This is a genomic window from Enterobacter cloacae complex sp. ECL72 (genome assembly GCF_019056635.1).
GTDB classification, from domain to species: domain Bacteria; phylum Pseudomonadota; class Gammaproteobacteria; order Enterobacterales; family Enterobacteriaceae; genus Enterobacter; species Enterobacter hormaechei_C.
Genome location: NZ_CP077659.1, coordinates 1,786,650 through 1,809,562 on the forward strand (window position 1 = coordinate 1,786,650; position 22,913 = coordinate 1,809,562).

Genomic DNA, 22,913 nt, shown 5'->3' on the forward strand with positions numbered 1-22,913 from the left:
GCGCCATCACTTTAATGTTATTTATGAAATGGCAAAAGAAGTAATTAGCCGTCGAATTAAAAAGACAGGAATAAATGATGAAAAGCACATTCACAATGATAACGCTGGCGCTTGCTGCGCTGACGGTCAGTTCCACCGTCGCGGCAAAAACGCTGGTGTATTGCTCCGAAGGATCGCCGGAAAATTTCAATCCTCAGCTCTATACGTCGGGGACCAGCGTGGACGCCAGCGCCGTACCGGTTTATAACCGTCTGGTCGATTTCAAACCGGGCACTACCGAACTGGTGCCGAGCCTGGCGGAAAGCTGGGAGGTAAGCGACGATGGCAAGGTCTACACATTCCAACTGCGCAAAGGGGTGAAATTCCACAGTAATAAGCTGTTCACGCCGACGCGCGACTTCAACGCGGACGACGTGATTTTCTCGTTTATGCGCCAGAAAGATGTGAATCATCCCTACCATAACGTCTCCAACGGCAGTTATTCCAACTTCGAAAGTCTGGAGTTCGGCAGCCTGATTACCGCCATTGATAAAGTTGACGATCGCACCGTGCGCTTCACCCTGGCGCATCCGGAAGCGCCGTTTGTCGCTGATCTGGCGTGGTACTTTGCCTCCATTCTGTCGGCGGAGTATGCCGATGCCATGCTGAAAGCGGGCACGCCAGAAAAGGTCGATATGCAGCCGATTGGCACCGGGCCGTTTAAGCTGGCGCAATATCAGAAGGATTCCCGCATCCTCTTCACCGCTTTCCCTGACTACTGGCAGGGAAAATCGAAGCTGGATCGTCTGGTGTTCACCATCACGCCGGACGCCTCGGTGCGTTTTGCCAAAGTCGAGAAGAATGAGTGCCAGGTGATGCCGTTCCCGAACCCGGCGGACCTGCCGCGTATGAAGGCTAACAAAGACATCAACCTGATGAGCAAGGCCGGTCTGAATACCGGTTTCCTGGCGTTTAACACGCAAAAGCCACCGCTGGATAACGTAAAAGTGCGCCAGGCGCTGGCGATGGCGATTAACAAACCCGCCATCATTGAGGCGGTGTTCCACGGCACCGGCACGGCGGCGAAAAACCTGCTGCCGCCTAGCGTCTGGAGTGCCGACAGCGAGCTGAAAGACTACGATTACGATCCAGAAAAAGCGAAAGCGCTGCTAAAGGAGGCGGGATTTGCCAACGGCGTAAACATCGATCTGTGGGCCATGCCTGTGCAGCGGCCGTATAACCCGAACGCGAAGCGTATGGCGGAGATGATCCAGGCGGACTGGGCGAAAGTGGGCGTGCAGACCAAAATCGTGACCTACGAATGGGGCGAATACCTGAAGCGCGTGAAGGGCGGGGAGCATCAGGCCGCACTGATGGGCTGGACAACGGCGACGGGCGATCCGGATAACTTCTTCGGCCCGCTGTTTACCTGTACGTCCGCCAACGGCGGGTCGAACTCGGCCAAATGGTGCTATAAGTCGTTTGATAACCTGATTGCCGAAGCTAAATCGATAACCGATCGCGAAAAACGCGTGGCGCTGTACAAGCAGGCGCAGCAGATGATGCACGATCAAATGCCGGCGGTAATGATTGCCCACTCGACGATTTTTGAGCCAGTCCGTAAAGAGGTCACGGGCTATGAAATCGATCCCTTCGGCAAGCACCTGTTCTGGCAAGTGGACCTTAAGGAGTAATTTTTCACTGCCCGGTTTCGTTCGGGCAGTTTTTTCGCTATTTGTGCTGTCTTCGTCATTTTTTGCCACAACACATCGCCCGGTTTTTTGTTATAACTTCAAGTGCATACTTGCAGATAACATGGAATACCATCATGCGTACTCACACTTTTTTTAAAGTTGCAGTGCTTTCTGGTCTGTTGGCCCTTTCCGGCTGTGCGTCAAAAGTCGCAGCCCCCGATCAATATTCAGGCTTTTTAAAAGATTACTCCGGCTTGCAGGAGATGAAATCTGCAACCGGGAAGCCAACCCTGCGTTGGGTTGACCCGTCCTATAATGAGGCGAATTACGACAGCATTATCTGGACGCCGATAACCTATTATCCGACGCCAAAACCGACCACTCAGCTTGGGCAAAAAACGCTTGATGAGCTGTTGAATTATACCAATACCAAACTGAAAACCGCGATTGGCCAGCGTAAGCCGATTGTGACGACGCCGGGCAAACATAGCCTGATCTTCCGCGGCGCCATCACGGGTGTGAGCTCAGACAAAGAAGGTTTGCAGTTCTATGAAGTGGTGCCTGTGGCGCTGCTGGTTGCGGGTACGCAGATGGCAACGGGCCATCGTACCATGGATACGCATCTGTTCTTCGAAGGTGAGTTAATCGATGCGGCCACGAACAAACCAGTGATTAAGGTTGTTCGTAAGGGTGAAGGGAAAGAGCTGGCGAACGAGAATACGCCAATGGGCTTCGGCACCCTGAAGCAGGTTGTGGATGATATGGCGACGGATGCCACCATGTTTGATGTTCATCAGACAGCAAATTAATAAAAAATGGCCTGCATTTTCGCAGGCCGTTTTTTTATGCCGTCCGCAGGCGGCGGAACCAGGTTTCTGGCTTCGTAAACATCACCATATTCCCGCCCAGTATCAACAGCAGGCCGACGATCCCGTTGAGATGCCACACGTAACCCTCGTACACCGTTGAAATCGAGAGCGCCACCAGCGGGAACAGCAGGGTGCTGTACGCGGCTTTACCGGGACCAATGCGGCCTACCAGCGTAAAGTAGGCGCCGAAGGCAATCACCGAGCCAAACAGCGCAAGATAGAGCAGCGCCCCCATATAGCTCACCGTCCATTCCGGCATAAAGCTATCGCCCCTGAAGAGCGCGATAAGGCCCATCACGACGGTGCCGTACAGCATCGCCCAGGCGTTGGTGGTCATAGTTTCCAGCCCGTTTCGCTGATGACGCATGCTGATCATATTCCCCAGCGAGAAGCCGTAGGTGCCGAGGGCGGAAAGCCCGATGCCCGTAAGCAACGACGCGCTCCAGCCGCTGGCGAGCAGATCGTTCCAGAAAAGGGTAATGATCCCGATAAGCCCCAGCGCTGCCGCCGTCCAGAAGCGTGCGGGTGGGCGCTGGCCTAAGAAGATAAAGCTGTTGATGGCGTTATACAGCACGGCCATCGAGAAAATCACCGACTCAAGGCCGGTATTGATATGGGCGGCGGCGGTGTAAAAGCACCAGAAGTTGAAACAGAAAACGCAGCAGCCCTGAAGCATGCAGTAGAGATGATCCCGCAGCGCCAGCCTGCGCAGACGGCGAAGGGCGACCAGGACGATCATCATCGTGGCGCTGGCCACGGCGAAGCGCCAGAAAATGGAGACCGGCGCTGCAACCGGCCCCTGTTGTAAAAAAATGGCGATCCAGGTCGTGCCCCAGATAACAACGACCAGCCCATAGAGTAATGCGTTCATGGTGTCTCTCTTCTCATACCGCGAAAAACGACAGTGTGGCGAAAGAAGGGGGGGGGCCGGCTTTCATCGCCTTGCGCCGGACTTGCAAATTCTTGCGCTTTTTTCTCGCACAATGGCTGGTAACAGGCTGCAACACTTCTTAGACTGACAGTCTGATTAATCACCTGTTTACGGCCATGTCTCTCGTTTACGACACCTTTGAAACGTTACGCCAACAAAATGCAGTGCTGCGGGAAACCGTCGCGCTCAATACTGGCATTCAACTGGCGGCGTGGTACAACAAGCACGACACGATCACGGTGAAAAGCAACCATCACACCCTTAGCCTGTACGTGGCGGATGGCTATGAAAGCTATCAAAAAACGCCGGGTGGCTGGAAAAATGGCGGCGGGCCGGACCGTTTTTGTCTGATGCCGGAAGAGAGCGAATCCACGTGGGATATTCGTGACGACCTGTCGTTTGTGCACCTCTACTGCACCGATGAACACCTGCGGGACGTGGGGGAGAAAATCTGGGATAAACGACCGCTATCGCTGACGCTGGAGGAAAAAAATCTTCGGCAGCGATCCGAAAATCACCGCCCTTTATCGCCAGTTTTTGCTCGGCTGCGACTGGCAGCAAAACGCCAATCAGCTCACCCTGAGCACCGCGTCGACCTTATTGCTGACGCATTTGGTCCAGCACTATTCCAGCGTACAGTGGAAGCTGCCGGTAGTGACCGGCGGGTTATCACCGTTTGTACTGCGCAACGTGCTGGCCTTTATCGAGGAAAACCTTGCACAACCCTTAACCCTGGCGGAACTGGCGGGCCAGGCCGCACTCAGTGAGTATCACTTTGCGCGGATGTTCCGCCAGTCGATGGGGCTGGCGCCACATCAGTACGTTATGCAGCGCCGCATGGAGAAGGCCAAAGCGCTGGTACAGCACACGACCACGCCGCTCACCGACATCGCGCTGGCCTGTGGATTTAACTCCGCCAGCCATTTCAGTAACCGTTTTCGCAGCATGACCGGCATTACGCCGTCACAGCTACGCGCGGCGAAGGCGTGAGAAGACGGCGTAACAGATCCCTCCCAGCACCAGCCCCCAGAAGGCGGAGCCAATTCCCAGGAGCGTGACGCCGCTGGCGGTCATCAGGAAGGTAACGATCGCCGCGTCGCGTTCTGCTTCATGGTTCAGTGCCTGATACAAACTCCCGCTGATAGTGCCGAGCAGGGCCAGCCCGGCCAGCGTCTGGATGCCGCTCAGCGGCAGGGCGGCCATCAGCCCGGAAATCGACCCGCCGAACACCCCCGCCAGCAGATAAAACCCGCCTGCCGCCGCCGCGGCCAGCCAGCGTTTACTGGCATCCGGATGGGCGTCCGGGCTCTGGCAGATGGCGGCAGTGATGGCGGCGATGCATATAGAATAAACGCCGAAGGGGGATAACAGCAGCGCCAGCCCGCCGGTGGCAACGATCAGCGGTGAGACCGCCAGCGGATAGCCCGATGCCTGCATGGTGGCGAAGCCGGGCGCATTCTGCGACGCCATGGTCACCAGGAAGAAGGGTAAGCCGATACTGAGCAGGCTGGTGAAGGTGAACGCAGGGGCAATGAATTCCGGCATGATGACTGATAACGTCATCCTGTTCGTGACAACGTCACCTCCGGCCCATGCCACGAACACGCCCACCAGCAGCGTGGCGACAATGGCGTACCGGGGCGCTACGGCTTTGGTCACCAGCCAGGCGGCCAGCATACTGCCGCAAAGAAAAATGTGTCCCTCAAGATTGCTGAATGCCTTCAGGCCAAACTGTAACAGCACGCCCGTCAGCATAGCGGCGGCAAGCGAGTGCGGGATTAGTTTCATCAACCGGGCAAACAGGCCGGTGACGCCGCACAGCAGAATCAGCGCATTCGCGAATATAAATACCCCGATGGTTTCCGCCAGCGTCACGCCTTGCAGGCTGGTGGCGAGCAGCGCCGCGCCGGGAGTCGACCAGGCGGTCAGCACGGGGGCTTTATACCACCACGACAATGCCAGCGTGCTGATCCCCATCCCGAGCCCCAGCGCGGTCATCCATCCGGCAATTTGCTGTGTACTGGCGCCAGCCGCAGCAGCCGCCTGCCAGATAATGGCGGCAGAGCTGGCATAGCCCACCAGAACGGCAACAAAACCGGCCAGCACGGCAGGAAAGAGAGAGGCAGTCGATCGCATGGATACTCCGTTGTGCGTTATAACGTCCAGGATAAGGTATCACTGTGCGCTATAGCGTACAAGTGGTATGCTTTGCCGCAACGGGAGGAACTATGGATATCACTCAACACCTGGCAACCACACTGAAAGCGCTGCGTCAGGCGCGGGGCTGGAGCCTGTCGAAACTGGCGGAAGAGACGGGCGTGTCGAAAGCGATGCTTGGGCAAATCGAACGCAATGAGTCCAGCCCGACGGTCTCTACTTTGTGGAAAATCGCCACCGGGCTGAACGTACCTTTTTCGGCGTTTATCACTCCAGAAAGCGAACCGCAGGCGGTGTTCGATCCGCAGCAGCAGGCGATGGTGGTGAAACCGCTTTTCCCCTTGGATGAACAGCTTAAGTTCGACCATTTCTCCATCACCCTGTCGCCCGGCGCGCTGAGTGAGTCCACGCCGCACGAAGCCGGGGTGATCGAGCACGTGGTGGTGATAAGCGGTGAGCTGGACATGCAGATTGACGGTGTCTGGCGCACGCTATACGCTGATTCCGGCGTGCGTTTTGCCGGCGATAAACCGCACGCGTACCGCAACAGCAGCGCCCGGACGGTGCATTTTCACTCTCTGATCCATTATCCCCGCTAAAGCGTCGCAAAACGGTTTCACTGGCACAGACTTCTGACTACAATAGCCGCCATTTTGACCATAACGGATAACGACGAAGTATGCGCCTGCACTCCCATCATCTTGAACTGCTAAGCCCGGCCCGCGACGCCGCCATTGCCCGTGAAGCCATTCTTCACGGAGCAGATGCCGTCTACATTGGCGGCCCTGGCTTCGGTGCCCGTCATAACGCCAGCAACAGCCTGCGCGACATTGCCGAGCTGGTCCCGTTCGCCCACCGTTTCGGGGCGAAGGTGTTCGTGACCCTGAACACCATTCTTCATGATGATGAGCTTGAGCCCGCGCAGCGTCTTATTACCGATCTCTACCAGACCGGCGTTGACGCCCTGATCGTTCAGGATATGGGCGTTCTGGAACTGGATATCCCGCCGATTGAGCTGCATGCCAGCACCCAGTGCGATATCCGCACCGTTGAGAAGGCGAAGTTTCTTTCGGACGTCGGGTTTACGCAGATTGTTCTGGCGCGCGAGCTGAACCTGAACCAGATCCGCGATATCCACCAGGCGACCGACGCGACCATTGAATTCTTTATCCACGGTGCGCTGTGTGTGGCGTATTCCGGGCAGTGTAATATCTCTCACGCCCAGACGGGGCGCAGCGCTAACCGGGGCGACTGCTCTCAGGCCTGCCGTCTGCCTTATACCCTGAAAGACGATCAGGGCCGCGTGGTGGCATTCGAAAAACACCTGCTGTCGATGAAAGATAACGATCAGACGGCCAACCTCGGCGCGCTGATCGATGCCGGTGTACGCTCCTTCAAAATTGAAGGGCGCTACAAGGACATGAGCTACGTGAAAAATATCACCGCCCATTATCGTCAGATGCTGGATGCCATCATCGACGATCGCGGTGACCTGGCGCGCGCGTCCGCCGGTCGTACAGAGCATTTCTTTATTCCGTCGACGGACAAGACCTTCCACCGCGGCAGCACGGACTATTTCGTGAATGCCCGTAAAGGGGATATTGGCGCGTTCGATTCACCGAAGTTTATCGGTTTACCGGTGGGTGAAGTGCTGAAAGTGGCGAAAGATCATCTTGACGTTCAGGTTACAGAGCCGCTGGCGAACGGCGATGGTCTCAACGTGATGATCAAACGTGAAGTAGTGGGTTTCCGCGCCAATACGGTGGAGAAAACCGGCGAAAATCGCTATCGCGTCTGGCCGAACGAAATGCCTGCCGATCTCTACAAAGCCCGTCCTAATGCAGCGCTTAACCGTAACCTGGATCACAACTGGCAGCAGGCCTTACTCAAGACCTCCAGCGAGCGCCGCATTGCGGTGGATATCGCGCTGGGGGGCTGGGAAGAGCAGCTGATCCTGACCATGACCTGCGAAGACGGTATCAGCGTGACGCATACGCTCGACGGCCTGTTCGAGGTGGCGAACAATGCGGAGAAAGCGCTTAGCAACCTCAAGGATGGCGTGGCGAAGCTGGGGCAGACCATTTATTACGCGCGCAATATTGAGGTGAATCTGCCGGACGCGCTGTTCGTGCCGAACAGCCTGCTGAACCAGTTCCGCCGTGAAACGGCAGAGATGCTGGATGAAGCACGGCTGGCAAACTATCCGCGCGGCAGCCGTAAGGCCGAAACGGTGCCTGCGCCGGTCTACCCGGACACGCATCTCTCGTTCCTCGCGAACGTTTACAACCACAAAGCGCGTGCGTTTTACCATCGTCACGGCGTGCAGCTGATTGACGCCGCGTATGAAGCGCATGAAGAGAAGGGCGATGTGCCGGTGATGATCACCAAACACTGCCTGCGGTTTGCCTTTAACCTTTGTCCGAAACAGGCGAAAGGCAATATTAAAAGCTGGAAAGCGACGCCGATGCAGCTGGTGAATGGCGATGAAGTGCTGACGCTGAAGTTTGACTGCCGTCCGTGTGAAATGCACGTTATCGGCAAGATGAAGAATCACATCTTCAAAATGCCGCCTCCGGGAAGCATTGTGGCCTCCGTCAGCCCTGACGATTTGATGAAGACCCTGCCGAAGCGTAAAGGCAGCTAACCCGCAGAGTGGGTATCCGGTTTGCGCGATTTCTGCCAGGCATGGTGCTCGCGCAACCCCTCCGCAGACTCCTCAGCCGCGCTGCGTAACTCGTCGCTGTCAGCTTCATGACGAAGCTGATGGTCGGCGTTTTTCACATACACAAATTCATGCCCTTTGTGCTCCGCCATAATCTGCCCTGAGAACAGGGCGCTAATCACCAGCAGTAGCGAAAATTCTTTTCTGAACATCCTTTATCCCCTGAAAATACGCTACGGTCATCGTAGGGATAATTTCATAGAGTAATTATTCGACTGTTTAAATTTGAGAAAATAGACTGTCAAAAATTGTGGTCGCAATAAAACTCACTTAAGACTATTCTTAAAAGCAATATCGCCGTTGTAAACTCCCATTTCTGGTATGCAAAGAGAAGCTAGATTTATTGGGAAATCATTTACAATAAGATTTTTCTGGCTAAGGATTGGATCGAATAAATGAAAAAAATAATCGTGCTATCACTTCTGGGCGTAGTGGTTGCGGTGGGTGCTGCGGCCAGCATCTATTCAAATGAAGAACCAGAATATATTCAGTCAGCAAAAAGCCGTGTCGGATCGTATTTAACCAGCGATTACGGACGTGTCGAATGTAATAGCACCCAGGTAAGTGAAGATCGCTGGGAGCTGGGCTGTACCAATAAGGCGAGGGGCAAAACCTTCCAATTCGCCGTTTACCCATCCGAGCAGGCGCCGTATGGGGTCTCTCGTGCGTTTTATCTCGAAGCGATTAATGATGATGCCCGCCAGAGTGCAGAGCAGGGGCTGATGCGTTATCTGCAAATTAATACCAAAGCGGGTTAATCGATTCGTTTATGCTTCGTTGAGGCTCACAGTGGTAGATTGCAGGTGATCCACATCCCGGTATGGAATACCGGAGCGTAGATACCAAAATACAAATCTATCCATGCAAGCATTTACCGCCAGATTATGGCGGTTTTTTTTTGCCCGTTTATCGTACCGGCTGTAAAAATTGTTTGCGATATTGCGCGGGCGAAAGCGCAAATTGCTGCCGGAAATGGTGGCGCAGCGTGGCGCTTTGTCCAAATCCGGTTTGTTCCGCAATATTGTCGATGCTGAGTCGACTGTTTTCGAGATAATCTTTTGCCCGCTGCAATCGCGCAGTTAATAACCAGCGCGCGGGCGTTGTTCCGGTTGCGTCCTGGAAACGGCGCAGAAAAGTGCGCTGACTCATACCCACCCGCAGGGCCAGCGATTCGACGGTATGGGAAACGGCCAGATGCTGGTGAAGATAATCAAACAGCTGGCCCAGGCGCTGGCTCTCCCGCAACTGAGCCACCGGTCGGCTAAGCTGCTGGGTTTGCGAGCCGTCCCGATGGGGCGGGATCACCAGCCGACACGCCACGCAGTTTGCCGCTTCAATACCGTAATTCCGGCGCACCACGTGCAGGCACAGATCAATCCCCGCGGCGCTGCCTGCGGAAGTGAGAATATCGCCTTCGTCCTGGTACAGCACATCCTCAACCACGGTGATAGCGGGATAGCGTGCTTTCAGAGCTTGCGTGTAGCGCCAGTGGGTGGTTGCCTTCCGCCCGTCAAGCAGGCCTGAGGCTGCCAGAACGAAAACGCCAGAGCAGATTGAGAGTAGCTGACAACCCCGGGCATGCGCCGCACGGAGCGCCTGACAGAGCGCGTCGGGTACGGGTTCGTCCAGCCCTCGCCAGCCGGGTACGACAACCAGATCCGCCGTTTCCAGCAGACCCAGATCGCCATCGGCCAGAATACGGATCCCGCCCGTTGCCCGGAGCTCGCCGTCATCCACGCTCGCCACGGCGAACTGATACCAGTCCTCGCCCATCTCCGGGCGCGGCAAGCCAAAGATCTCTACCGCCACGCCAAACTCAAAGGTACATAAACCGTCATATGCCAGCACGACCGCGCGCGGCGAGGGATGTCTTAAGTTTGTCATCTTTTTGCTGTTTTCTGGCATAGGCGGACGCATTCATGGGCTGAAGTAAGGGATAGAGTAGTGTTAACACAAACACCACAAATGAGGAAGATTCATGAGCTATGTTACTGAATTTCCGGCTGCTGAGCCGCAGGAAGCCGTGGGGCATTTTCTGCGTCGTCTGAGCGTCGAGACGGACTGCGCCGATGTCCATCACGCGGTATCCAGCGGTGAGCAGGACTTTGTTCTGCTGCACGTTGTCGGAAAACCTGAACATTTTGCCCGGCGGCATCTGCCCGGCGCGCTGCATTTACCCTGGAGCCAGATCACCGCCGAGCGGATGAAAGCGTGGCCAGAGGGCACGCTGTTTGTCGTCTATTGTGCAGGCCCGCACTGCAACGGGGCGGACAGGGCGGCGCTGAAGCTGGCGCGTCTGGGTCTGCCGGTCAAGGTTATGCTCGGAGGCATGACCGGCTGGGAAGATGAGCGGTTCGCGTTTGCAGGATCTTCATCACCCGCCCTGTGAACATGAATTTATTTCAACACAGATGAAATTTTCTCGTTTGTCGGCGGAGAGCCGGTATGACATCTTTTCAGGACGTTTAGACATCCAGAGGTCTAAATATTCAAGAGATGAATTATCACTGTGGGCAATTAACGCCGACAGACAGAGGAGATTTCCATGCAGCGACACCATGCCCCGTACCGCGCCGATGTAGTCGGCAGTTTTTTACGCCCGGATTCTGTTAAACAGGCCCGTCTGCAATTTGCCAGCGGTGAGATCGATGCCGGTCAGCTTCGCGCGGTTGAGGACGAGGCCATTCGCCATGTTGTCGAGCAGCAGTGCGCCTGCGGTCTGCATGTGGTAACGGACGGTGAATTCCGCCGCGCCTGGTGGCACTTTGACTTCTTTGACGGGCTACAGGGCGTAGAGCGTTATGATTCGCAGCAGGGCATTCAGTTCAACGGGGTGCAGACCAAAGCCCATGGCGTGCGCGTAACGGGCAAACTGGGCTTCGGCGATCATCCTATGCTGGAAGATTTCCGCTACCTCAAAAGCATCAGCGGTAACGCACAGCCGAAGATGACCATTCCGAGCCCGAGCGTGCTGCACTTCCGCGGTGGCCGCAAGGATATTGATGCCACGGTATACCCGGATCTGAAAGATTACTTTGACGATCTGGCGACCACCTGGCGCGATGCCATTCGGGCCTTTTACGATGCAGGCTGCCGCTATCTGCAACTGGATGATACCGTCTGGGCCTACCTTTGTTCAGAAGACCAGCGCCGGCAGATCCGCGAGCGCGGTGATGATGCAGACGAACTTGCCCGAACCTATGCCCGGGTGCTGAATAAGGCGCTGGAGGGCAAACCGGACGATCTGACCATCGGGCTACACGTCTGCCGCGGCAACTTCCGCTCAACCTGGATTTCCGAAGGCGGCTATGAGCCGGTGGCGGAGGTGCTGTTCGGTACGGTGAACGTCGACGCGTTCTTCCTGGAGTACGACAACGACCGTAGCGGCGACTTTGCGCCACTGCGTTTTGTGCGCCCGGGTAAACAGCAGGTGGTTCTGGGGCTAATCACCACCAAGCACGGTGAACTGGAGAACCCGGAAGGGGTGAAAGCGCGTCTGGAAGAGGCCGCGCGCTACGTGGCGAAAGAGCAGATTTGCCTCAGCCCACAGTGCGGATTTGCCTCCACGGAAGAGGGTAACAGCCTGAGCGAAGCCCAGCAGTGGGATAAAGTTCGCCTGGTGACGCAAATCGCCAGCGACGTCTGGTAACATCGTTCACAGCGCTGCATTATTACAGTGCAGCGCTGTACCATTCTGAGTCGTTTCCCGTAGATCCTCTCTTCGAACCCGTTTAAATCCTGCCTCTGCAACCTGGCACCCTTTTTGCTCTCCTGAAACTGACGTTACTTTTTCTGCGTCCGGGCGGTAACGGACGTCTTCGCACAGCTTTCTTTTTCAGGAGTGAAAATATGCACCGTCGTACCTTTATAAAAGCGTTCGCCTTGTCCGCCTCCGTGGTCGCCATGGGCGTCAGTTTTGGCGTCCAGGCCGCAGAGACTATTAAAGTCGGGATCATGCACTCACTCTCCGGCACGATGGCCATTTCAGAAACGCCCCTGAAAGATGTCGCCCTGATGACCATCGATGAAATTAACGCCAAAGGCGGCGTGCTCGGGAAAAAGCTGGAGCCGGTGGTGGTTGACCCGGCCTCCAACTGGCCGCTGTTTGCCGAAAAGGCCCGCCAGCTTCTGAGCCAGGATAAGGTCGCCGTAGTGTTTGGCTGCTGGACCTCCGTATCGCGTAAATCAGTTCTGCCCGTTTTTGAAGAGCTGAACGGTTTGCTGTTCTATCCGGTGCAGTACGAGGGTGAAGAGATGTCACCAAACGTCTTTTATACCGGTGCGGCGCCTAACCAGCAGGCGATCCCGGCGGTGGAGTACCTGATGAGCGAGGACGGCGGCAGCGCGAAACGCTTCTTCCTGCTGGGAACGGACTACGTTTACCCGCGTACCACGAACAAGATCCTGCGCGCCTTCCTGCACTCGAAAGGCGTGGAAGATAAAGATATTGAAGAGGTCTACACCCCGTTTGGTCATAGCGATTACCAGACCATCGTCGCCAGTATCAAGAAATTCTCTGCGGGGGGTAAAACGGCGGTGGTCTCCACCATCAACGGTGATTCCAACGTGCCTTTCTATAAAGAGCTGGCGAACCAGGGGCTGAAAGCCACGGACGTGCCGGTGGTGGCGTTCTCGGTGGGCGAGGAAGAACTGCGCGGCATTGATACCAAACCGCTGGTGGGTAACCTGGCGGCGTGGAACTACTTTGAATCCGTCGATAACCCGACCAACCAGACTTTTGTCGCGGCCTACAAAGCCTACGCGAAAGCCCATAAGCTGCCGAATGCCGATACCGTCGTCACCAACGATCCGATGGAAGCGACCTATGTCGGCCTGCATATGTGGGCGCAGGCGGTTGAAAAAGCGGGGACAACCGACGTGGACAAAGTGCGCGCGGCAATGGCGGGCCAGTCGTTCAACGCGCCATCCGGCTTTACGCTGACCATGGATGCCACCAACCACCACCTGCATAAGCCCGTCATGATTGGTGAAATCGAAGGCAACGGCCAGTTCAACGTCGTCTGGCAAACCGAACAGCCGGTACGCGCTCAGCCGTGGAGCCCGTTTATCGCCGGGAATGACAAAAAACCTGACCAGCCGATGAAAACCGCCAGCAACTAAGCCACCACCAGGGAGAGACGTCATGAACGCCATGCGCATAATTATTGCGATTGTGTGGCTTACCGGACTGCTGCCAGGGATGGTGCAGGCATCGGATGCCGATGATTTCGTTGCCGCTAGCCGCAGCCAGCAGACCGCCATGCTGACCCGCTGGGCAGCCACGCCGGAACCTGCACGTTTGCCGCTGCTTAAAGCGCTGCAACAGGAGAACCTCTACACCGACAGCCAGAAGAAGGCTTTTACCCGCATCGACGGCGAAATGGTTGCCCTGGGCGCGGCAAAGAGCGCCGAAGGAACGACCAAAGCCGTGCGGCTGACCAACCGGCTGCGCGTGTTAACCGTCACGGCGCTGGCGACGCATCAGCTTGTCAGTGACAGTGTCACCGAAAGGCGTCATGCCGCGCGGCAACTTCAGCGTGACGTCCAGCCGGATATGCTCGGGTTTCTGCAACAGCGGGCTAACCGCGAAACGGATGACGTCACCCGACAGTCGCTGAGGCTGGCGCTGGCAAATCTTCAGCTGGCGAGTCCGCAGGCGGAAACGCGCCTCAACGCGGTTGAACTGTTGGGACAGTCTGACGATCCGGACGTTCAGGCCACGCTGACGCCGTTCACCCGGGCGCAAACCGAGCCGGACGCACGGGTACGTGCCGCCGCCGCTGAGAGCCTGGACCGTATTCAGCACCGGCTGATGTGGGGCGAACTGCTGGGGCAGGCCTTCATGGGCCTGTCGTTGGGGTCGGTACTCTTGCTGGCCGCGCTCGGGCTGGCTATCACCTATGGTCTGCTGGGGGTGATTAACATGGCCCACGGCGAAATGCTGATGCTCGGGGCGTATGCCACCTGGATGGTGCAGCAGGTGATGGCGCAGTGGATGCCTCAGTGGCTGGCGCTTTATCCGGTGGTGGCGCTGCCGGTGGCGTTTTGCCTGACGGCAGGTATCGGGATGGTGCTGGAGCGCACGGTGATCCGCCATCTGTATGGCCGCCCGCTGGAAACCCTGCTCGCTACCTGGGGGATCAGCCTGATGCTTATCCAGCTGGTGCGCATGACCTTTGGCGCCCAGAACCTTGAGGTCGCAAACCCGGCCTGGCTGTCCGGCGGGGTGCAGGTTTTCGCCAACCTGACGCTACCGTGGAACCGCATTGTGGTGCTCGGGTTTGTGCTGATGGTGCTGTTCTTCACCTGGCTCATTCTGAATAAAACGCGTCTGGGGCTGAACGTGCGGGCGGTGACGCAAAACCGCAGCATGGCGGCCTGCTGCGGCGTCCCCACCGGACGGGTAGATATGCTGGCGTTTGGCCTCGGGTCCGGCATTGCCGGGCTGGGCGGCGTGGCATTGTCCCAACTGGGGAACGTGGGACCGGAGCTGGGCCAGGGATACATCATTGATTCGTTCCTGGTGGTGGTGCTCGGCGGCGTCGGCCAGCTGGCCGGTAGCGTCGCGGCGGCCTTTGGTCTGGGGATCTTCAATAAAATTCTTGAACCGCAGATGGGCGCCGTGCTGGGCAAAATCCTGATTCTGGTGGCGATCATTCTGTTTATTCAGAAACGTCCGCAGGGGTTATTCGCACTTAAAGGGAGGGTGACAGACTGATGAGCCAGCCATTGACCTTAACACTGGCGCGCAGGGCACCGCGCTCCACGCAAATCTTCGGCAGTCTGCTGGTTGCGGCGCTGCTGGTGCTGCCTTTTCTCGCGCTGTTGCCCGCAACGCATCCGCTGGCCGTTTCTACGTGGATGTTGACGCTCATCGGCAAGATCCTCTGCTACGCAGTTGTCGCCGTGGCCCTCGATCTGGTCTGGGGCTATGCCGGTATGCTCTCACTGGGGCACGGCATATTCTTCGCCCTGGGCGGCTATGCGATGGGCATGTACCTGATGCGCCAGGCGGCCGGGGACGGGCTGCCCGCGTTTATGTCGTTTCTCTCGTGGAGCGAGCTGCCCTGGTTCTGGTGGGGAACGCAGCATTTTGCCTGGGCTCTGGTGTTAATTGTGACGATCCCCGGCCTGCTGGCGCTGGTCTTCGGCTGGTTTGCTTTTCGCTCGAAGATCAAAGGGGTCTATTTCTCCATCATGACCCAGGCGCTGACCTACGCGGGCATGCTGCTGTTCTTTCGCAACGAAACCGGCTTTGGCGGCAATAACGGCTTTACCGGTTTTACCACGCTGCTCGGGTTTTCCGTCACGGCGACCACCACGCGGATCGCGCTGTTTCTCGCAACGGTCGTGCTGCTGCTTCTGGCCCTGGGCACAGGCTACGCGCTGGCGAAGAGTAAATTTGGCCGCATTTTAACGGCGGTGCGCGATGCGGAAAACCGTCTCACGTTCTGCGGCTACGATCCGCGCGGTTTCAAGCTGCTGGTCTGGACGCTTTCCGCCGTGCTGTGTGGCCTGGCGGGAGCGCTGTACGTTCCGCAGGTGGGCATTATCAACCCGGGTGAAATGTCGCCGACCAACTCGATTGAAGCGGCCATCTGGGTAGCGCTGGGTGGACGCGGCACTCTGGTGGGCCCGGTGATTGGCGCGGCGCTGGTCAACGGTGCGAAGAGCTTTTTCACCGTGGCGATGCCGGAGTACTGGCAGCTGTTTCTGGGGCTGATTTTCATCGCCGTGACGCTGTTTTTACCGCGCGGCGTGTTCGGTCTGTTTCGTAAGGGAGAGAATTAATGCAGCCCTCTGAAGGACTCTTTACCCGCCAGCTACCGGGCGACCGTTACCGCGAACAGACCGATCCGGTGTTGCAGCTCGAGGCCATTAACGTCAGTTTCGACGGTTTTCAGGCGTTGACCGATCTCTCGCTGAACATCGGCGTCGGAGAATTGCGCTGCATCATTGGCCCTAATGGCGCCGGTAAAACCACGCTGATGGACGTGATTACCGGCAAAACCCGGCCAAAAAGCGGGAAAGCTATTTACGATCAGTCCATCGATCTGACTGCCCTGGAACCGGCGGCCATCGCCCGTCAGGGCGTTGGCCGTAAGTTCCAGAAGCCGACCGTGTTTGAAGCGCTGACCGTAGGGGAAAACCTCGAAATCGCCATGAAAGCCGACAGGTCCGTCTGGGCGAGCCTGCGGGCCACGCTCAGCGGCGAGCAGCGCGACCGCATTGATGAGATGCTGGTTTTGCTGCGGCTTGGCAGCGAGCGCGATCGCCGTGCCGGGCTGCTTTCCCACGGACAGAAGCAGTTTCTGGAGATCGGCATGCTGCTGGTGCAGGACCCGCATCTGTTACTGCTGGACGAACCCGCTGCCGGTATGACCGACGCAGAGACGGAATACACTGCCGAGCTATTCCGAACCCTGGCAGGCAAGCATTCGCTGATGGTGGTTGAGCACGATATGGGTTTCGTCGAGACCATCGCCGACCACGTCACGGTGCTGCATCAGGGGCGGGTACTGGCGGAAGGTTCGCTTCGCGAGGTACAGGCCAATGAACAGGTAATTGACGTCTATCTGGGACGTTAAGGAGAGGTGATGTTACAGGTTAGCGAACTGAATCAGTACTACGGCGGAAGTCATATTCTGCGCGGGGTGAGCTTTGAGGCGGTCGTCGGGGAAGTTACCTGCCTACTGGGGCGCAACGGGGTGGGCAAAACCACGCTGCTGAGGTGCCTGATGGGGCTGATCCCGGTGAAAGGCGGGGAGGTGGTCTGGCAGGGAAAGAGCATCACTCTCAGTAAACCGCACCAGCGGGTGCAGTCCGGCGTGGCCTATGTTCCGCAGGGGCGGGAGATTTTTCCGCGTCTGACCGTAGAAGAAAACCTGCTGATGGGGCTGTCACGCTTCTCCGCGGGAAACGCAAGGAGCGTACCGGAGGAGATTTGGCAGCTTTTCCCGGTGCTGAAGGAGATGAAGCACCGACGCGGAGGCGATCTTTCCGGTGGTCAGCAGCAGCAGCTGGCGATAGGTCGCGCGCTGGCGAGCCGTCCACGGTTACTGATTCTGGATGAACCCACGGAAGGTATTCAGCCGTCGGTGATTAAAGAGATTGGGCAGGTGATCCGCAGCCTGGCGAACCGGGGGGATATGGCCATCCTGCTGGTGGAGCAGTTTTATGATTTTGCGGCAGAGCTGGCCGACAGGTATCTGGTGATGTCGCGCGGCAGCATCGTCCAGCAGGGGCGCGGGGAGAACATGGAGCAGGAGGGCGTTCGCGGGCTGGTTGCGATCTGAAATGTTATAATATAACATCCTCATTCTTATAAAACGGAATGAGGATTTTGCTGTGGCTGCACAACTTGCAAAAATTGCGCTTACTCTGGGAACGCTGCTGGTAAGCGGCTCGCTTTTTGCCCATTCGCACGGTCATCAGATGACGGAGGCGGAACAGAAGGCGGCTAACGGCGTCTTTGAGGATAAAGACGTCAGGGACAGGAAGCTGTCTGACTGGGACGGGACCTGGCAGTCCGTTTATCCGTTCCTGCTTGATGGTTCGCTGGATCCGGTTTTCGAAAAGAAAGCGCAGAAGGGAGAAAAATCCGCTGCCGAGGTGAAGGCCTACTACCGTAAGGGGTACGCGACGGACGTGGACGCCATCGGCATTGAAAACAACGTGATGGAATTCCACCGCGGCAAAACGGTGAGCAGCTGCCGCTACGACTACAGCGGCTACAAAATTCTGACCTATGCGTCGGGGAAAAAAGGCGTGCGCTACCTGTTTGAGTGCAAGGATAACGCGAGCCAGGCGCCTAAGTTTGTGCAGTTCAGCGACCATATCATCGGGCCGAAAGCCTCTTCACACTTCCATATCTTTATGGGCAACACCTCCCACGAGGCGCTGCTGAAAGAGATGGATAACTGGCCGACCTACTACCCGAATGAGATGTACAAAGAGCAGGTGGTGGAGGAGATGTTGCACCACTAGGGTGTTGGTTTTGCCGGGTGACGGCTTCGCCTTACCCGGCTTACGATTAGGGTTTTGTCGGTCGGGTAAGCGCAGCGCCACCCGACACGCTATCTTCACTTTTCACGCTCATCCCGCGCAATATCATCAGCCAGGCCGCAATGATGGCGGCCATCATAATGATAAATAATGACCAGTGCGGCAGATGGGTCAGGATGAGCCCGGTGATCATCGGGTTCGCCGCCGCGCCGAGCCAGCCCAGCGCCTGGGCGGAGAAATAGCTCGCCTTCATGCCCGGCGGGGCGATATTGTCGATCAGCATGTATTCACCCGGTGCATAAATAATTTCACCCAGGGTGAAAATCGCCGCCGCGATCCCCCAGTAAATCAGGTTCTCGCCGGAAAGCATAAACCCGCCCAGCCCGAGGATGAAAAAAAGCGTCGCGGCGGTCATTAGCGGACGGATATTGCTGGCGGTGATCTTACGTCCAAGCGCGTATTGCAGGGTGACGACCACCGCCGCGTTGACGGGCAGCACAACGGCCACCACCTTTTCTGCGAAATCACTGTCCGCATGTGCGGCGAGGACATACTGGGAAATGCAGGTGGCGAACGATCCACCCACATACGACGCCAGCAGGCCGGAGAGCGTGTACCAGAACAGCGCCCGGTCTTTCAGCAGCACCGAGGGCTGCCACGGCATTTTCTCCTCAGGGCTGTCTGAGGCTATGCTTTTCTGCACAAAGAAATGGATAAACCCGAGCGGCAGTGCGGCGCAGAAGGCGGCCAGCCAGAACGGCAGTTGCAGGCTGTACATCACCAGCAGGGTGCCGATCGGCGGCCCGATCGTCCAGCCAATGTTCAGGAAACTGTAGTTGAGTGAGAAAACGCGCGCCTTTTCGCTGGAGGTCAGCACGTCGGCAAACCATGCTTTCAGCACCGTTGAGAAGACGGAATAGGCGCAGTTAATCAGGGCAAAGAACAGCACCACCAGCGTCACGTTATTCACCAGCGGAATCGCCACAAACCCGGCGATAAAGGCCACGATGGCGATCAGCATATAGCGTTTTTTGTCGAACTTATCCGCCAGGATGCCAAACCCCAGGCTAAACACCACGCCGATGGTCAACGCCACGGTAAGGGCATAGCCAATATTCTCCACGCTCATATCGTACACGCGTGTGAGATATATGGTCATAAAGGGCAGCGTTGCCCCGCGGCCAATTGTTAATAACAATGACGATGCCAGCAGCGCTGCGGTTGAGCGCCTGATTGATGGTTTCATTTTCCTGCCCGACAAATGCTTATGCTTTTTTTGTTGTGTTATTACAGGATTATCATGGGATCGGCAGCTTGTATAGCACCCAATTTATCCGCAGGTGCTTCTCTCCAGTACCAGAATTAATGATCTTCTCGCGGGGCTATTTTTTCTGTTACCTTGAAGTGTTTACAAAATTTTAATAATTCAGGGGCGGAAAATGACGCGGAAAGACGGGCTGTTAGCGTTGCTGGTTGTCGTGGTGTGGGGACTCAATTTTGTGGTCATCAAAATGGGGTTGCACAACATGCCTCCACTGATGCTGGCGGGGCTGCGCTTCCTGCTGGTGGCCTTCCCGGCGCTGCTGTTCGTTGCCCGCCCGAAAATTCCCCTTAAGCTGCTGCTGGGCTACGGCCTTACCATCAGCTTTGGTCAGTTTGCGTTTCTTTTTTGCGCCATCAAATTCGGTATGCCTGCGGGCCTGGCTTCGCTGGTGCTTCAGGTGCAGGCGTTCTTTACCATCATTCTCGGCGCATTTGTCTTCGGCGAACGCTTGCAGGGCAAGCAGCTGGCGGGCATTAGCCTTGCGGTCTTTGGCGTGCTGGTGCTGATTGAAGGCAGCCTCAACGGTCAGCATGTCGCGCTGCTAGGCTTTATGCTCACCCTGGCGGCGGGGCTGAGCTGGGCGTGCGGCAATATCTTTAACAAACTGATAATGCAGCACGAGACGCGTCCGCCGGTCTTATCGCTGGTGGTCTGGAGCGCATTGATCCCAATCGTGCCGTTTATGGCCGCGTCGTTTATTCTGGATGGTCCGCAGGCGATGTTGAAAAGCCTGGTGGAGATCGACCTGACGACCATTTTGTCGCTGATCTACCTGGCGTTAGTCGCCTCAATCATTGGCTATGGTATCTGGGGATCGCTGCTCGGACGCTATGAAACCTGGCGTGTGGCGCCGTTATCGCTGCTGGTACCGGTGGTCGGGCTTGCCAGCGCCGCACTGTTGCTGGATGAAACGCTCAGCGTGCTGCAACTGTGTGGCGCAGGGCTGATTATGGCCGGGCTGTATATCAACGTCTTTGGCTTGCGGGTGCGTCGGGCAACGCAGGTGCGGGGTTAAGGCAGAAAAAAGCCCCGCATTAGCGGGGCAAAAACGAATTACAGGTCGTGGTTGTAATACGGCACGCCTAATTCGTCGGATTTGTCGCTGCCAGCGCCCATGTGATTGAAGTCCCAGGGCGACTGGTTTTGCGTGGACGGCATAATCATGGTGTCACGATTATTTTGCTGCCCCGCATTGGGGGTTTGCTCCGCGAAGCTCTGGCCGGAAACCAGCACCAGCAAGGTGAGGGCGGCGGAGGCGATAAATTTCATGATTTCCTCGGTTACGTCTTAACAGGCGATGATTAACTGCAATGTTTTAGCGGATACAGATAACGGGATTCACCCGGCATACTGGTAATACGGTACTTATGAGGCGGCACGTCAAAGTAGTTCTTGAACGTACGCGTCAGGGTCTGTTGCGATTCAAATCCGTAGCGTTCCGCCAGATAGAGGATCGGCTCATTGCTTTCTTTCAGTTTTTGGGCAATCTCCGTCAGCTTGCGGCTGCGAATATATTGTCCTAATGAATGGCCGGTCTCTTTTTTAAACATCCGTTGCAGGTGCCATTTTGAGTAACCTGAACGCTCAGACACTTTCTCAAGAGAGAGTGGAGATTCCAGGTTATCTTCGATCCAGTCCAAAATGCTATGAATGGTGATAGCGTCAGTATTGCGTCTGGACATCGTCATACCTCTTTTTCTGTTTACGGCAGGATTTTCTTGAGTAAGAGCTCAAGCGTTGCCACTTCATCTGCCGATAAGTTTTTTGTCAGTTCCTGGTGCAGTGTTTGTCCTACTAATTGATGACATTGCTCACACATGGCCGCGCCATCGCTGGTCAGTTTCACCAGTACGCCACGTTTGTCATTCGGGTTAGGGCTTCGTTCTATCCATCCTTTACAGACGAGACGATCCAGCATGCGGGTTAACGCACCCAGATCGACAGAGAGCACCTTTTTCAGCTCAACCGGCGTGATACACACTTCGCAGCGAATGGAACACAGCACTTTGAACTGTGTTGCGGTGATATCCAGCGGTGACAGATAGTCATTGAGCAGGCGATCTTTTTTCTGGTTAACCATATGAATAAGACGACCCAGTGGGATTATGTCGTTAAAGAGGTCACTGGTGCTTTTCACAATGGTTGCCCTGGCAAGTAGTTTAGTCACGGCAGATATTATTGCTCAGGCAAGTATAAGTCAACTGAATGAATCGGCCGATGCCACGAAATGCTAAAACGCTTCAGGAACTTATTCTGTACGCTTTTAAATCATACAGATAATCTGGGGTTATGAATTACGCGAGACAATTATGGTTACGCTGTCGGATGGCTCCGGACGAGGATTTGCCCCTATAATTGCGATGTTGAATAAGGATAAGGACTGCGGTGCATTATGTTGGATTTGATTAAAGCAGTGGGGCTTGGACTGGTGGTGTTGCTGCCGCTGGCGAACCCGTTAACGACGGTGGCGCTTTTTCTGGGGCTGGCGGGGAACATGAACAGCGCAGAGCGCAATCAGCAGTCGATGATGGCCTCTGTCTATGTCTTTGCCATAATGATGGTGGCTTATTACGCCGGGCAACTGGTGATGAATACCTTTGGTATTTCGATTCCCGGTCTGCGTATTGCTGGCGGGCTGATTGTGGCCTTTATTGGTTTCCGGATGCTGTTCCCGGCGCACAAAGCGCACGAATCCCCGGAAGCCAAAAGCAAATCGGAGGAGCTTGAAAGCGAACCGAGCGCCAACATCGCGTTTGTGCCGTTAGCCATGCCGAGCACGGCGGGGCCGGGGACGATTGCGATGATCATCAGTTCCGCCTCAACGGTGCGTGATGGGTCGACATTTCCGCACTGGGTTATCACCGTTGCGCCGCCCATCATTTTTGCGCTTATCGCCATTATCGTCTGGGGATCATTGCGCAGCTCCGGGGCGATTATGCGCTGGGTGGGCAAGGGGGGGATTGAGGCTATCTCCCGTCTGATGGGCTTCCTGCTGGTCTGTATGGGCGTGCAGTTTATTATTAACGGCGTGCTGGAGATTGTTAAGACGTATCATTGAGAACGTTGCCGGGTGGCGGCTTCGCCTTACCCGGCCTACTCGCAATGGATATAATTCTTATGAATATAAATACATTCTGAAAATCGAATTTTTTCTGCATTAATATAATCCACTGCCTTGCTGTGTATTACCGCTTAAAGTAACGTTCAGCATTCATTTCTTTTCGGGTTATAG

Annotated in this window: 23 protein-coding genes and 1 pseudogene; 16 read left to right on the forward strand and 8 right to left on the reverse strand. The window is 56.2% G+C overall.

Translation table 11 applies throughout. The features are described 5' to 3' along the window. Nucleotides 1-77: 77 nt before the first annotated feature. The gene (locus KTH07_RS08595) at nucleotides 78-1,673 is read left to right on the forward strand and encodes an ABC transporter substrate-binding protein (RefSeq protein WP_032619690.1); all 1,596 of its coding nucleotides are present in this window, start codon (nucleotides 78-80) and stop codon (nucleotides 1,671-1,673) included. A gap of 134 nt (nucleotides 1,674-1,807) precedes the next feature. After that, a complete protein-coding gene (locus KTH07_RS08600; protein WP_003857221.1) occupies nucleotides 1,808-2,482 on the forward strand; it encodes a DUF3313 domain-containing protein in 675 nt (224 codons plus the stop codon). Nucleotides 2,483-2,516: 34 nt separating this feature from the next. Here the strand turns inward: KTH07_RS08600 and KTH07_RS08605 are convergent, their stop codons facing one another. Further along, on the reverse strand, nucleotides 2,517-3,413 hold the full coding sequence (locus KTH07_RS08605) for a DMT family transporter (protein ID WP_032619689.1): 897 nt from the start codon (nucleotides 3,411-3,413) through the stop codon (nucleotides 2,517-2,519). A 176-nt stretch (nucleotides 3,414-3,589) separates the two neighbouring features. Here KTH07_RS08605 and KTH07_RS08610 point away from each other — a divergent pair. Then, nucleotides 3,590-4,463 (forward strand): annotated as a pseudogene (locus tag KTH07_RS08610) (helix-turn-helix domain-containing protein). Here KTH07_RS08610 and KTH07_RS08615 read toward each other — a convergent pair. Further along, nucleotides 4,443-5,609, reverse strand: coding sequence for a benzoate/H(+) symporter BenE family transporter (locus KTH07_RS08615; protein WP_023303720.1), 1,167 nt, complete (start codon nucleotides 5,607-5,609; stop codon nucleotides 4,443-4,445). The pseudogene KTH07_RS08610 and the gene KTH07_RS08615 sit on opposite strands and share 21 nt — an antisense overlap. A gap of 92 nt (nucleotides 5,610-5,701) precedes the next feature. Between KTH07_RS08615 and KTH07_RS08620 the strand changes: the two genes are divergently transcribed. Further along, on the forward strand, nucleotides 5,702-6,229 hold the full coding sequence (locus KTH07_RS08620; protein WP_217310920.1) for an XRE family transcriptional regulator: 528 nt from the start codon (nucleotides 5,702-5,704) through the stop codon (nucleotides 6,227-6,229). An 80-nt stretch (nucleotides 6,230-6,309) separates the two neighbouring features. Continuing rightward, nucleotides 6,310-8,274, forward strand: a complete 1,965-nt coding sequence (locus KTH07_RS08625) for a U32 family peptidase (RefSeq protein WP_015570549.1) — start codon at nucleotides 6,310-6,312, stop codon at nucleotides 8,272-8,274. On the opposite strand, the gene KTH07_RS08630 is transcribed toward KTH07_RS08625, so the two are convergent. Further along, on the reverse strand, nucleotides 8,271-8,504 hold the full coding sequence (locus KTH07_RS08630) for a DUF2554 family protein (protein ID WP_015570548.1): 234 nt from the start codon (nucleotides 8,502-8,504) through the stop codon (nucleotides 8,271-8,273). The genes KTH07_RS08625 and KTH07_RS08630 overlap by 4 nt on opposite strands. A gap of 243 nt (nucleotides 8,505-8,747) precedes the next feature. Between KTH07_RS08630 and KTH07_RS08635 the strand changes: the two genes are divergently transcribed. Continuing rightward, nucleotides 8,748-9,110 carry a hypothetical protein gene (locus KTH07_RS08635; RefSeq protein WP_015570547.1) on the forward strand — a complete coding sequence of 121 codons (363 nt, stop codon included), beginning with the start codon at nucleotides 8,748-8,750 and terminating at the stop codon, nucleotides 9,108-9,110. A gap of 148 nt (nucleotides 9,111-9,258) precedes the next feature. Here KTH07_RS08635 and ftrA read toward each other — a convergent pair whose 3' ends face one another. Then, nucleotides 9,259-10,257 (reverse strand): transcriptional regulator FtrA, encoded by a 999-nt coding sequence (gene ftrA / locus KTH07_RS08640; RefSeq protein ID WP_023303721.1) that lies wholly within the window; start codon nucleotides 10,255-10,257, stop codon nucleotides 9,259-9,261. Between the two features lie 73 nt (nucleotides 10,258-10,330). On the opposite strand from ftrA, the gene KTH07_RS08645 reads away from it, so the two are divergent. The 8 genes from KTH07_RS08645 to zinT all read left to right on the forward strand — a co-directional run bounded on the left by KTH07_RS08645 (nucleotide 10,331) and on the right by zinT (nucleotide 18,339). Beyond that, on the forward strand, nucleotides 10,331-10,741 hold the full coding sequence (locus KTH07_RS08645; protein ID WP_015570546.1) for a rhodanese-like domain-containing protein: 411 nt from the start codon (nucleotides 10,331-10,333) through the stop codon (nucleotides 10,739-10,741). A 156-nt stretch (nucleotides 10,742-10,897) separates the two neighbouring features. Beyond that, on the forward strand, nucleotides 10,898-12,001 hold the full coding sequence (locus KTH07_RS08650; RefSeq protein ID WP_015570545.1) for a cobalamin-independent methionine synthase II family protein: 1,104 nt from the start codon (nucleotides 10,898-10,900) through the stop codon (nucleotides 11,999-12,001). Nucleotides 12,002-12,201: 200 nt separating this feature from the next. After that, entirely contained in the window at nucleotides 12,202-13,473 is a 1,272-nt protein-coding gene (urtA, locus tag KTH07_RS08655; protein WP_015570544.1) for an urea ABC transporter substrate-binding protein, read from the forward strand. 22 nt (nucleotides 13,474-13,495) lie between these two features. Next, nucleotides 13,496-15,070, forward strand: a complete 1,575-nt coding sequence (gene urtB, locus KTH07_RS08660) for an urea ABC transporter permease subunit UrtB (protein ID WP_032619684.1) — start codon at nucleotides 13,496-13,498, stop codon at nucleotides 15,068-15,070. After that, complete coding sequence (gene urtC, locus KTH07_RS08665; protein WP_015570542.1) at nucleotides 15,070-16,143, forward strand: urea ABC transporter permease subunit UrtC; 1,074 nt, start codon at nucleotides 15,070-15,072, stop codon at nucleotides 16,141-16,143. Before urtB ends, urtC begins: the two co-directional genes overlap by 1 nt. Further along, nucleotides 16,143-16,940: an urea ABC transporter ATP-binding protein UrtD gene (urtD, locus tag KTH07_RS08670; RefSeq protein WP_032619681.1), complete on the forward strand. Its 798-nt coding sequence runs from the start codon at nucleotides 16,143-16,145 to the stop codon at nucleotides 16,938-16,940. Before urtC ends, urtD begins: the two co-directional genes overlap by 1 nt. A 9-nt stretch (nucleotides 16,941-16,949) precedes the next feature. Beyond that, nucleotides 16,950-17,648, forward strand: a complete 699-nt coding sequence (gene urtE / locus KTH07_RS08675) for an urea ABC transporter ATP-binding subunit UrtE (RefSeq protein WP_032619679.1) — start codon at nucleotides 16,950-16,952, stop codon at nucleotides 17,646-17,648. Between the two features lie 52 nt (nucleotides 17,649-17,700). Continuing rightward, entirely contained in the window at nucleotides 17,701-18,339 is a 639-nt protein-coding gene (zinT, locus tag KTH07_RS08680) for a metal-binding protein ZinT (protein ID WP_017693437.1), read from the forward strand. 46 nt (nucleotides 18,340-18,385) lie between these two features. On the opposite strand, the gene ydeE is transcribed toward zinT, so the two are convergent. After that, nucleotides 18,386-19,603: an efflux MFS transporter YdeE gene (gene ydeE, locus KTH07_RS08685; protein WP_032619675.1), complete on the reverse strand. Its 1,218-nt coding sequence runs from the start codon at nucleotides 19,601-19,603 to the stop codon at nucleotides 18,386-18,388. A gap of 193 nt (nucleotides 19,604-19,796) precedes the next feature. On the opposite strand from ydeE, the gene eamA reads away from it, so the two are divergent. Next, complete coding sequence (eamA, locus tag KTH07_RS08690; RefSeq protein WP_017383984.1) at nucleotides 19,797-20,696, forward strand: O-acetylserine/cysteine exporter; 900 nt, start codon at nucleotides 19,797-19,799, stop codon at nucleotides 20,694-20,696. A gap of 38 nt (nucleotides 20,697-20,734) precedes the next feature. Here eamA and marB read toward each other — a convergent pair whose 3' ends face one another. Genes marB through marR form a run of 3 tightly spaced genes read right to left on the reverse strand, consistent with a single transcriptional unit; the run spans nucleotide 20,735 to nucleotide 21,818 of the window. Then, nucleotides 20,735-20,950: a multiple antibiotic resistance protein MarB gene (gene marB / locus KTH07_RS08695; protein ID WP_015570538.1), complete on the reverse strand. Its 216-nt coding sequence runs from the start codon at nucleotides 20,948-20,950 to the stop codon at nucleotides 20,735-20,737. A 32-nt stretch (nucleotides 20,951-20,982) separates the two neighbouring features. Continuing rightward, nucleotides 20,983-21,363 (reverse strand): MDR efflux pump AcrAB transcriptional activator MarA, encoded by a 381-nt coding sequence (marA, locus tag KTH07_RS08700; RefSeq protein ID WP_001303241.1) that lies wholly within the window; start codon nucleotides 21,361-21,363, stop codon nucleotides 20,983-20,985. A gap of 20 nt (nucleotides 21,364-21,383) precedes the next feature. After that, entirely contained in the window at nucleotides 21,384-21,818 is a 435-nt protein-coding gene (gene marR, locus KTH07_RS08705; RefSeq protein ID WP_017383983.1) for a multiple antibiotic resistance transcriptional regulator MarR, read from the reverse strand. 255 nt (nucleotides 21,819-22,073) lie between these two features. On the opposite strand from marR, the gene KTH07_RS08710 reads away from it, so the two are divergent. Further along, complete coding sequence (locus KTH07_RS08710; RefSeq protein ID WP_003857180.1) at nucleotides 22,074-22,739, forward strand: MarC family NAAT transporter; 666 nt, start codon at nucleotides 22,074-22,076, stop codon at nucleotides 22,737-22,739. Nucleotides 22,740-22,913 lie beyond the last annotated feature (174 nt).

Bases quoted from the DNA above. Each gene is read 5' to 3' on its own strand.
- KTH07_RS08595 (WP_032619690.1), top strand. From the start codon at position 78: ATGAAAAGCACATTCACAATGATAACGCTGGCGCTTGCTGCGCTGACG.
- KTH07_RS08600 (WP_003857221.1), top strand. From the start codon at position 1,808: ATGCGTACTCACACTTTTTTTAAAGTTGCAGTGCTTTCTGGTCTGTTG.
- KTH07_RS08605 (WP_032619689.1), bottom strand. From the start codon at position 3,413: ATGAACGCATTACTCTATGGGCTGGTCGTTGTTATCTGGGGCACGACC.
- KTH07_RS08615 (WP_023303720.1), bottom strand. From the start codon at position 5,609: ATGCGATCGACTGCCTCTCTCTTTCCTGCCGTGCTGGCCGGTTTTGTT.
- KTH07_RS08620 (WP_217310920.1), top strand. From the start codon at position 5,702: ATGGATATCACTCAACACCTGGCAACCACACTGAAAGCGCTGCGTCAG.
- KTH07_RS08625 (WP_015570549.1), top strand. From the start codon at position 6,310: ATGCGCCTGCACTCCCATCATCTTGAACTGCTAAGCCCGGCCCGCGAC.
- KTH07_RS08630 (WP_015570548.1), bottom strand. From the start codon at position 8,504: ATGTTCAGAAAAGAATTTTCGCTACTGCTGGTGATTAGCGCCCTGTTC.
- KTH07_RS08635 (WP_015570547.1), top strand. From the start codon at position 8,748: ATGAAAAAAATAATCGTGCTATCACTTCTGGGCGTAGTGGTTGCGGTG.
- ftrA (WP_023303721.1), bottom strand. From the start codon at position 10,257: ATGCCAGAAAACAGCAAAAAGATGACAAACTTAAGACATCCCTCGCCG.
- KTH07_RS08645 (WP_015570546.1), top strand. From the start codon at position 10,331: ATGAGCTATGTTACTGAATTTCCGGCTGCTGAGCCGCAGGAAGCCGTG.
- KTH07_RS08650 (WP_015570545.1), top strand. From the start codon at position 10,898: ATGCAGCGACACCATGCCCCGTACCGCGCCGATGTAGTCGGCAGTTTT.
- urtA (WP_015570544.1), top strand. From the start codon at position 12,202: ATGCACCGTCGTACCTTTATAAAAGCGTTCGCCTTGTCCGCCTCCGTG.
- urtB (WP_032619684.1), top strand. From the start codon at position 13,496: ATGAACGCCATGCGCATAATTATTGCGATTGTGTGGCTTACCGGACTG.
- urtC (WP_015570542.1), top strand. From the start codon at position 15,070: ATGAGCCAGCCATTGACCTTAACACTGGCGCGCAGGGCACCGCGCTCC.
- urtD (WP_032619681.1), top strand. From the start codon at position 16,143: ATGCAGCCCTCTGAAGGACTCTTTACCCGCCAGCTACCGGGCGACCGT.
- urtE (WP_032619679.1), top strand. From the start codon at position 16,950: ATGTTACAGGTTAGCGAACTGAATCAGTACTACGGCGGAAGTCATATT.
- ydeE (WP_032619675.1), bottom strand. From the start codon at position 19,603: ATGAAACCATCAATCAGGCGCTCAACCGCAGCGCTGCTGGCATCGTCA.
- eamA (WP_017383984.1), top strand. From the start codon at position 19,797: ATGACGCGGAAAGACGGGCTGTTAGCGTTGCTGGTTGTCGTGGTGTGG.
- marB (WP_015570538.1), bottom strand. From the start codon at position 20,950: ATGAAATTTATCGCCTCCGCCGCCCTCACCTTGCTGGTGCTGGTTTCC.
- marA (WP_001303241.1), bottom strand. From the start codon at position 21,363: ATGTCCAGACGCAATACTGACGCTATCACCATTCATAGCATTTTGGAC.
- KTH07_RS08710 (WP_003857180.1), top strand. From the start codon at position 22,074: ATGTTGGATTTGATTAAAGCAGTGGGGCTTGGACTGGTGGTGTTGCTG.